This is a genomic window from Bacteroidota bacterium, assembly GCA_016213405.1.
Classification (GTDB): domain Bacteria; phylum Bacteroidota; class Bacteroidia; order Palsa-948; family Palsa-948; genus Palsa-948.
Genome location: JACRAM010000086.1, coordinates 1 through 7769, shown reverse-complemented (window position 1 = coordinate 7769; position 7769 = coordinate 1). Strand labels below are relative to the sequence as shown.

General features: G+C 36.9%; 10 protein-coding genes. All 10 read right to left on the bottom strand.

Annotated features, from left to right (window positions below):
- The coding region (locus HY841_10550; protein MBI4931192.1) for a hypothetical protein at nucleotides 1-621 on the bottom strand (621 nt) is incomplete at its 3' end.
- A gap of 96 nt (nucleotides 622-717) precedes the next feature.
- Nucleotides 718-1260 (bottom strand): hypothetical protein, encoded by a 543-nt coding sequence (locus HY841_10545; protein ID MBI4931191.1) that lies wholly within the window; start codon nucleotides 1258-1260, stop codon nucleotides 718-720.
- A 13-nt stretch (nucleotides 1261-1273) separates the two neighbouring features.
- Nucleotides 1274-1600 carry a hypothetical protein gene (locus HY841_10540; GenBank protein ID MBI4931190.1) on the bottom strand — a complete coding sequence of 109 codons (327 nt, stop codon included), beginning with the start codon at nucleotides 1598-1600 and terminating at the stop codon, nucleotides 1274-1276.
- Nucleotides 1601-1619: 19 nt separating this feature from the next.
- A complete protein-coding gene (locus tag HY841_10535) occupies nucleotides 1620-2057 on the bottom strand; it encodes a hypothetical protein (GenBank protein MBI4931189.1) in 438 nt (145 codons plus the stop codon).
- 22 nt (nucleotides 2058-2079) lie between these two features.
- Nucleotides 2080-2910 carry a hypothetical protein gene (locus HY841_10530; GenBank protein ID MBI4931188.1) on the bottom strand — a complete coding sequence of 277 codons (831 nt, stop codon included), beginning with the start codon at nucleotides 2908-2910 and terminating at the stop codon, nucleotides 2080-2082.
- A 19-nt stretch (nucleotides 2911-2929) separates the two neighbouring features.
- On the bottom strand, nucleotides 2930-4144 hold the full coding sequence (locus HY841_10525; protein MBI4931187.1) for a T9SS type A sorting domain-containing protein: 1215 nt from the start codon (nucleotides 4142-4144) through the stop codon (nucleotides 2930-2932).
- Between the two features lie 76 nt (nucleotides 4145-4220).
- A complete protein-coding gene (locus HY841_10520; protein MBI4931186.1) occupies nucleotides 4221-5495 on the bottom strand; it encodes a WG repeat-containing protein in 1275 nt (424 codons plus the stop codon).
- 13 nt (nucleotides 5496-5508) lie between these two features.
- A complete protein-coding gene (locus tag HY841_10515; protein ID MBI4931185.1) occupies nucleotides 5509-5877 on the bottom strand; it encodes a VOC family protein in 369 nt (122 codons plus the stop codon).
- A 78-nt stretch (nucleotides 5878-5955) separates the two neighbouring features.
- Nucleotides 5956-6762, bottom strand: coding sequence for a helix-turn-helix transcriptional regulator (locus tag HY841_10510; GenBank protein MBI4931184.1), 807 nt, complete (start codon nucleotides 6760-6762; stop codon nucleotides 5956-5958).
- Nucleotides 6763-7435: 673 nt separating this feature from the next.
- Complete coding sequence (locus HY841_10505; GenBank protein ID MBI4931183.1) at nucleotides 7436-7636, bottom strand: hypothetical protein; 201 nt, start codon at nucleotides 7634-7636, stop codon at nucleotides 7436-7438.
- Nucleotides 7637-7769 lie beyond the last annotated feature (133 nt).

Genomic DNA, 7769 nt, shown 5'->3' with positions numbered 1-7769 from the left:
GTCGCTTAAATAATGTTTGTTGCCGTTTGTTTTGAAAGATACGGAAATGGGGTCTAAAGTTTTGTTGAGGATTTCATTTGCTTCTTTAAAAAGTGTAACGAGTTCATCGTTTAGTGTTGCACGGTGGGTGATTGCGATGCGCGGGTTTGCGAGGACTGCGAGATAGTTGGTGATGTCCTGCTGCCAAGATGCAATGGTGGCGGGTGATATTCCGTAGTCAGCGGTTAATGCGGGTGTGAGCGCGGGGTCAATGATGTTGAGGAGTGTTTGTGCGTCTTGCGGGAGTTGGTCATCGTTTAATCTTCGCAGGTCTGTGAGGGAGAGGTTCATTTGGGCTTCGAGTGTTGTGTCATTGATTGAAGTTGCATACGCCATTGTGGGGCTGATGTGGGAAAAAGTGCTTTGCACCAATGCTTCCTGTAATTGGTTTTTTCCTGTGGTTACTCCTGAGATGGCGAGGTCGGCTTCGCCTGAGGTGGTTTGTATGGCGGTGACTTTTACTTTGAGTGCGAGGATTCCGTTTTTGAAGGCGTTGATGAGGTCGGTGATTGTTTGAAATTTTGTTGCGTGTTTTATGACTGCACGGAACATGTTGAGGTGGTTGAATTGGGTGTTGTCCATGGGGTTTTATTTTTTAAACGAATGGCAAAGGAAAGCAGGAATGATTTTATGGAATTGTAAAAAGGCGACAAAAAAATTACAGGAAGAATGAAGCAGTTATTTTTTTCTTACCCACATTCCTTTTACATAGGTTTGAAACGACTTGCCCGCTTCTGCAAGTTCAAAATGTTCAATAAAAATATTTTCTTCAAGAATAGTTATTGTGATTCTTCCTTTATAACCTGCTGGAACATTTTCAAATGATTCGGAATGAAAGATGAATGTTTTTTTATCTGGTGAAATGCTGTCGCATACATATTGGCTGAAAAATTTTTCGCTTGTAAATTCTCTGTAAATGATTTTCTTTCGGCTTTTGTCATAACTGAAAACGCCTATATCCTGATGGTAGCAGACCATTGTTTTTTTATCTTGTGAAAGATTATTTGCTTTATTTGAAACTTGCAAGTGTGCGTTATTCAGGATTAATTCATACTGGCGTGTGCCTTGTCCCATGCCTTCGCTTTTGGCGGTGTCGTTTTCCCAACTTCCATTGAAGTAAACGGAAAAATCTTTGAGTGCGTAGGGAGAATGTTCTGTTTTTACCTGTTGCGTAAATGCAAACAATGGAAGAAGCAGATAAATTGTAAAAAGTTTTCTCATATATAAATATATTTTATTTACCCCATTTAGCAGTAACCGCACCGACAAGCAAACCTACTATTGTTCCCGGAATAATAATTTCCATATAAGAACCAGAAGGAATTGCAACTAAAACGGAAAGGATAATGCCAGTTATTCCGCTGAATAAAGTTGCTAATCCTATGGAAGAAACTTTTTTAGCAATAAGTCCTGCAATCAGTCCATTGATAAGACCTTTTACGGTGCTTCCGATAATGATTTCGGTCATCATTTCAGATGCTTCGGGAATAAAAAATGCGGAACATCCGTCAAGGATTCCAAGTATTGTTCCTGCTACTGCGCCAAGTAAAAATTTGTTCATGGTTTTTGTTTTTAGTGAATTATTTATCTTCGATAATTGTCAAGTAATAATCTTCCACTGTGATTGTTTCCTGTTCGATTAAATTATATTGCAGTGCCAGCCAATAGGTTTTACCAGCTTTTTCATACTTGTAGGTAGCATTAGTTTCCATTGAGTAGATTTTTTTTCCTCCAAGTTTTTTTGCCAACTCCTCATAATGGGCAGTCATATCCTTTACCGTGAGCAGTACACCTGCTGTATCTTTCCCTTTTACATACTTATATTCGCTTCCGGATGAGGTAATGTCTTTCGATGAATTATCCGACAACACCAGCCCATACATTATAGGAATATCTTCATTTGCTTCTTTCAAAATATAATTGCCTTTGTGTGGAAAATCTGAGTTCTCCTTCAGTGTATCCTGAGCGAAGAGTATCTCTGAAAACAAAACAATTAAAAAGAGTAAAGTATATTTCATTTATGTGTATATTTAGTGAATGTTATTTGATTTGTTCTTTGATTGATTTTATATTTAAAATTCTATTCCACGCTTCGGCAGGAATTTTTATTCCTGCTTCTCCCGAAAGGTGGTCAAGATGAGATTTCAGTGCTTTGTTGTTTGCAATTATATCTTCCCTCTTGGATGATTTTTTAGTCCAGATAAATTCTCCTCCAAAAATATTTTCAATGAGTATTTGGCGCACATCTTGTTTTGCAATCGGGAGATTGTTTTTAGTATCGGAAAGAAAAAATAATGAAATACGCATAAAATCGGTGCAACTTTCGTGCTGAAAACTTGCCTCGCCTTTCCATTCTTTAAATCCTTTTTCCCTGATTTCTTTTGTCCAGTCAAGCATTTTCGGAACCCAATAATCAAATGTCAAACTTGTTTTTGCGTAAAGCGATGGCATTTCATCAGCGTAGGTAAAAATACCTTTTGCTTTTGCGGGCTTCATTTTTATTTCATCAAAGCCATTGGGTATTTCCGATTCGTCAAAATTCACTTTATGACTTGCGTGAAAAATTCGGCAAGCACTGGCGATTTGCAGGAATATCTTTTTGGTGTCGTTGGCTTTTGTTTTTGGCATTGCGTTTACTGTACGAGTGGTTATGTTCGCGCATTTCTTATCACAATCCCGGGCTTTGTAGTAGGTGTCGTGCAATTCGTTCATCATTGCTGCTGACCAAAGAGTGTCTTTTGAATTTGACATTTTGCTGAACAGTTTATCAAATTCTTTCATAGCAAAATTCCAGTCGGGCATTGCTTTAATAGCAGATTCAACTTCGTTTTTATTTTCTTTGATTGCTTTTATGAGTGTGTTTGTTGCCATAAGAATAAATTTAAAATGATTAGTCGGTGATTACAAATTTGTCTGTTGCTAAATTTTTATTATCCCCTGTCAAGCGAAGAAAATAGAGTCCGCTTGAAAGGTTGTCGCGGAACAGAATAACTGTCTGCCCCGTAGTTATCTGGGTTATTTCTTTTACTGCCTGCCCTTGTGAATTGTAAACCGTGATGGTTGCGTTATGTAAAAGATTGTCTGTTTGCAAAACTGTGTGTGTGGAAAAGGGATTAGGATAAATTGAAATTGAATTGTTAATAATAATTTCATTTACTCCAATAACAGAACAAGTGTCGCAATATTCCCAAAAATCCTGAAAATAGAATCCATTAATGATTTCTATTCCTGTTCCTATATATGCTTTTAATCCTATTGAAAATCCTATCGCATTATTTCTGGGAGATCCGCCCGCATTTGTTTGCTGAAGCCATGTGTTTGAAGTGGGGCTGTATTCCCAGAAATCCAGGAGTGAAGTGCTTCCGTCTTCACCCGTGCCTATATATCCATTATTCCCAATGGAGAATCCAACAGCACCGTCACGTGGTGTCCCTCCAAAATTTGTCTTTTGAACCCACTGGTTTAAGGAAGGGTCATATTCCCAGAAATCTTTTTTAAATGTTCCATCATATCCTGTTCCCACATATCCTTTAGTGCCTATGGAAAAACCAACGGCTGACTGGCGGGCAGTTCCACCAAAATTTGCCAATTGAGTCCATGAATCAGATATAGGGTCATATTCCCAAAAATCGTTTTTCAATGTTCCATCATATCCTGTTCCCACATATCCTTTATTACCTATGGAAAACCCAACAGCTTCCTGGCGTGCAGTTCCGCCAAAAAGCGACAGTGGTGTCCATATATTTGTGGAAGGATCATATTCTGAGAATGTTTTTTTGTTCACTCCGTCAAATCCTGTACCCATATATCCTTTATTAGCGATGGAAAACCCAACAGCTCCTCTGCGTGCAGTTCCATTATAATTTGCTTTTTGTGTCCAAGTATCATTAGAAGGATCATATTCCCAGAAATCATTGTTATTTGGATTGCTCGCGTCATATCCTGTTCCTGTGTATCCTTTTGTGCCAATAGAAAAACCAACAGCTTTTTCTCTTGCTGTTGCGCCAAAGTTTGCTTTTTGCGTCCAAGTACCTTGCGCATTTGTTGATTTGTACATAACTGTCAAGGAGAAAAAGACTGTTGAGATAAGTAAAAGTGTTTTCATTTTTTTAGAGTTTTAGTTTTATAATTTGTTAATTGTAAATTAAGAAAGAAACTGCCTGCCGTTCTGCATGGAAAATTTATTTATTATTTTTCATATCATATTCTACCTGTGCTCCTTCTTTATTCATTATGATTATTTTATTTTCATAAAATGTCCCTTTTGTTTGATGTTCAATGGGTATTATTTCTTTTCCTTCTGCATTGATGTAGCCAAAATAATTTCCTTTTTTTACTAACGCTATTCCGTGTTCAAAATCATCAGCGTCATCGTATTCTAATTTTGAAATCGGTTTTCCTGTTTTATCTATAAAGCCGTGCTTATTAATTTTATCAACAGTGTCTAATTTTAATACCCTGCAAAATCCATTGTGAAATCCATAAAGAATTCCGTCTATGTCGTTTGATAATGCAAAGACAGTTTTTCCTGTAGTGTCAATAAACTGCCTGTCTCCTTTTTGCCCGAGCCGTTGTGCAAACATATCGGGCAAATCAACAATTACAAAAGCCAATCCATCTGAAAACTCATTGGCAACATCATATTTCAAACCACCTGAAAGTTCTTTTCCATTCACATCAATAAATCCATATTTGTATTTGTTTTTTTTCTTGGTTTCTTTTTTTACTAATGCCAGTTTTTCTCGGAACTTTTTTATATCAATGTATTTAGGATGAAAAATATCTTTACTGGATACAGTATCAACCATTCCATAAAGAGTTCCTTCTAAATAAATTGTTCTGTTTTCGCCTATTTCATACAAAACTCTTTTTTTGACGGCAACCTTTTTTTTATTTATTTTTTCTTCTCCTATTTTTTTAAGTTCCCAGTAGTAATCGCTACTGCCAAACATCGTTGCTTTAATAACAATCGGGTAATTTTTATCATCCCATATAATTAATTTGTCTTCCTGTTTTTCTCTGTCGTTTTTTGCTTTTACAATTAATACGGGAATTTTTTCTTGCTTATCTTTTATATTGACAGTATGCGTAGTTGTTTCAGTCAATATTAATTCATTGTATTTAATTCCTCCATATATCAATTTTGATTTTCCTTTTTTCTTTAGTTCGGCATGAATTTTTTTACTGATTAAAAAAGGTGGCAATCCTTTGTTTGAATTGATGACATCTTTTAATGCAAAATCACCCTGTGAAATAGTATGGCTCTCATCTGCATTTTTCAGTATGATTAATGGAATGTTTACAATGGCATTATGTTCTTCTGATTCAGAAGCAATTCGCCACGCAAAAGAAAATTCAGGTTTTTCTGAAATGATGGTGAATTGATATTGGTCGCATACATCAAAATCTGCCATTTCGTATTCTAATGAAGTCCCTTTTTTTAGTTGTGGTTTCATGTGTATTTCATTTTTAATTTATTGAGTGAATTCCTATTTGGTTCCCTTCTGTGTCAAAGAAAATTCCGAAGTATCCCGCTTCGGGGAGGATGAGTGTTTTTTCCACAAGAACTTTTCCACCTGCCGAATTGACTTTTGAAAGAATGTTGTTTAAATTGTTTCCGCCATTAAGATAAACAAGAACTCCGTCATTATGCGGTCTGCGGTGTTCTCCTTTTACAATGGCTCCTGAAACATTTTTCAGGTCGGAAGGGAAGAAAGCCATTTCATCGCTTCCAAAACCGCCATCTTTTAATTCAAGACCTAAAATACTTTGATAGAATTTTTTTGCACGGTCAAGATTGTGTGCAGGGATTTCAAACCATGAGATAATATTTTCCATTGTGTTTATGTTGTTGTTAAAAACGGCACAAAGGAAAAGAGAATTTCAATACTGCTATTGTAAAAAGGCGACAATTTTTTAAATGTCAGCGAAAAATACATTTTGCTTTGCAAAAAATTCTTTAGGCGTGAAGCCCGAGAACTCTCTGAAATCTTTTATAAAGTGTGCTTGGTCATAATAACCGCATTCATAAGTTAGTTGCGTAAGAGTTTTGTTTCTGTGTTCTTCCAGATGGTGGCAGATGTTGAGAAAACGGGTGATGCGTGAAAATATCTTAGGGGAAGTTCCAACTGTTTCCAGAAACTTTCGCTCAAGTGTTCGTTTAGTCAGAAAAACTTTTTCGGCAATTTCTTCAATTGGTATTTGTCCTTTGGAAGTACGGATAAGTTTAACTGCGTCATCAATTTGCTTATCGTTTTGTTTATTTTCTTTTAATTGTTCTACTAAAAAATCTTCCACTATATTTATTTTTTCTTCGTGGTTTGATGTTGAAGAAATCTTTTTCAACATTTTCTCATTTTGTTCTTTCCATAATTTTTCAGAGTCAATTGTTTGGTCAAGAAAATATTTAATCGGTTCTTTGAAAAAATGATAAGCACCCCACGGAAAGAAACGGATTGAAATAAATCCTGTTTTTCCATCCGATTCAATCTCTATGTATTTTCTCATCATGGAAACGGCAAAACCTTTTGGCTGTTTGAATTTTTCCCCATTTTGTTCATGCGTTATGAATGGCTCTTCATAATGAAAAATGACTTCAACAATACCATCTGGCATGATTTGGGATTTCTCATACTTCTCCGTTTCATTTTCTGATTCCATAATCCATATAAGTTGCACATAGTCGGCAAGGGATGGATTTGGTTTGAATTCTTTATAAATCATAATGTAAAAATACTATTTATTTTCTGTTGTTTTTTTTGTGTGCAGGATGGTTTGGCTCTTTTGACTTTGCCCCTGTTGTTGACTTTTGTGGTTGGGGGCAAAGGCAAATGTGCCAAATGTGCTTGAGCAAATAAATTTTCAAAAATGCGCAGGGTGGGTTTTTTCTTTTTTTGTTTGTCCCCCGTGTTAAGTTTTAATGCTGTCAAGTTACTGCGAGATTGTCAGCCTGTTTTTTTTTATTGCTGTCTGTGCGGGAACAGCGGTCAACCGAGAAAGTAATTGTCCCGCTACCTTATTATATGTGTTTTTAGTATGCTGTCGGTGAACTGCGGAGCTGTCCACGAAGCGAGTTATAGTCATGCGATAAGTTTGAAAAGTTGTCTGATTGACTGCGTAAAAGTCCACAGAGAACTGACCTGTATTTTGTATTTTCAGCATTGGTGGTAACTCGTTATATCCACCACAAACATACGCATATCCCATCATTTTTTAGCGGACGGGCATAATTGCTGTTGCTTTTTTCCTCATCAAAAAAAATTCCTTTTTTTACTGCTATGCACGGATTACTGAACAACCCCTCAAAATCCCGCTAAATCTTCTTGCGAATGACTTTTTCGTCCTTGCGAATGACTTTTTTGCCCTTGCGAATGAGTTTTTCGCCCTTGCGAATGGTTTACCCGTGCTTGCGAATGGTTTTTCCGCCCTTGCGAATGGTTTTTTCGCCCTTGCGAATGGTTTCCCCGTGCTTGCGAATGGCTTTTGCGTGCTTGCGAATGACTTTTTCGCCCTTGCGAATGACTTTTTCGCCCTTGCGAATGACTTTTGCGTGCTTGCGAATGGCTTCCGCGTGAGTCCTCCCCCTAACCCCCTCCATGAGGGGGACAAACAACATCTTGTGAATGGACTTTCTCTCCTTCTTACTTCTTGCTTTCTAACTCCTTTTTCACAAACTCAATCACCGCTTTGCTGTCGTGAGGAGAGAACCATTTTATCTCTTTGTCTTTTCT

What these genes read in the sequence shown, in the direction of transcription:
- HY841_10545 (MBI4931191.1), bottom strand. Translation starts at nt 1,260, where the DNA reads ATGAGAAAACTTTTTACAATTTATCTGCTTCTTCCATTGTTTGCATTT.
- HY841_10540 (MBI4931190.1), bottom strand. Translation starts at nt 1,600, where the DNA reads ATGAACAAATTTTTACTTGGCGCAGTAGCAGGAACAATACTTGGAATC.
- HY841_10535 (MBI4931189.1), bottom strand. Translation starts at nt 2,057, where the DNA reads ATGAAATATACTTTACTCTTTTTAATTGTTTTGTTTTCAGAGATACTC.
- HY841_10530 (MBI4931188.1), bottom strand. Translation starts at nt 2,910, where the DNA reads ATGGCAACAAACACACTCATAAAAGCAATCAAAGAAAATAAAAACGAA.
- HY841_10525 (MBI4931187.1), bottom strand. Translation starts at nt 4,144, where the DNA reads ATGAAAACACTTTTACTTATCTCAACAGTCTTTTTCTCCTTGACAGTT.
- HY841_10520 (MBI4931186.1), bottom strand. Translation starts at nt 5,495, where the DNA reads ATGAAACCACAACTAAAAAAAGGGACTTCATTAGAATACGAAATGGCA.
- HY841_10515 (MBI4931185.1), bottom strand. Translation starts at nt 5,877, where the DNA reads ATGGAAAATATTATCTCATGGTTTGAAATCCCTGCACACAATCTTGAC.
- HY841_10510 (MBI4931184.1), bottom strand. Translation starts at nt 6,762, where the DNA reads ATGATTTATAAAGAATTCAAACCAAATCCATCCCTTGCCGACTATGTG.
- HY841_10505 (MBI4931183.1), bottom strand. Translation starts at nt 7,636, where the DNA reads ATGGAGGGGGTTAGGGGGAGGACTCACGCGGAAGCCATTCGCAAGCAC.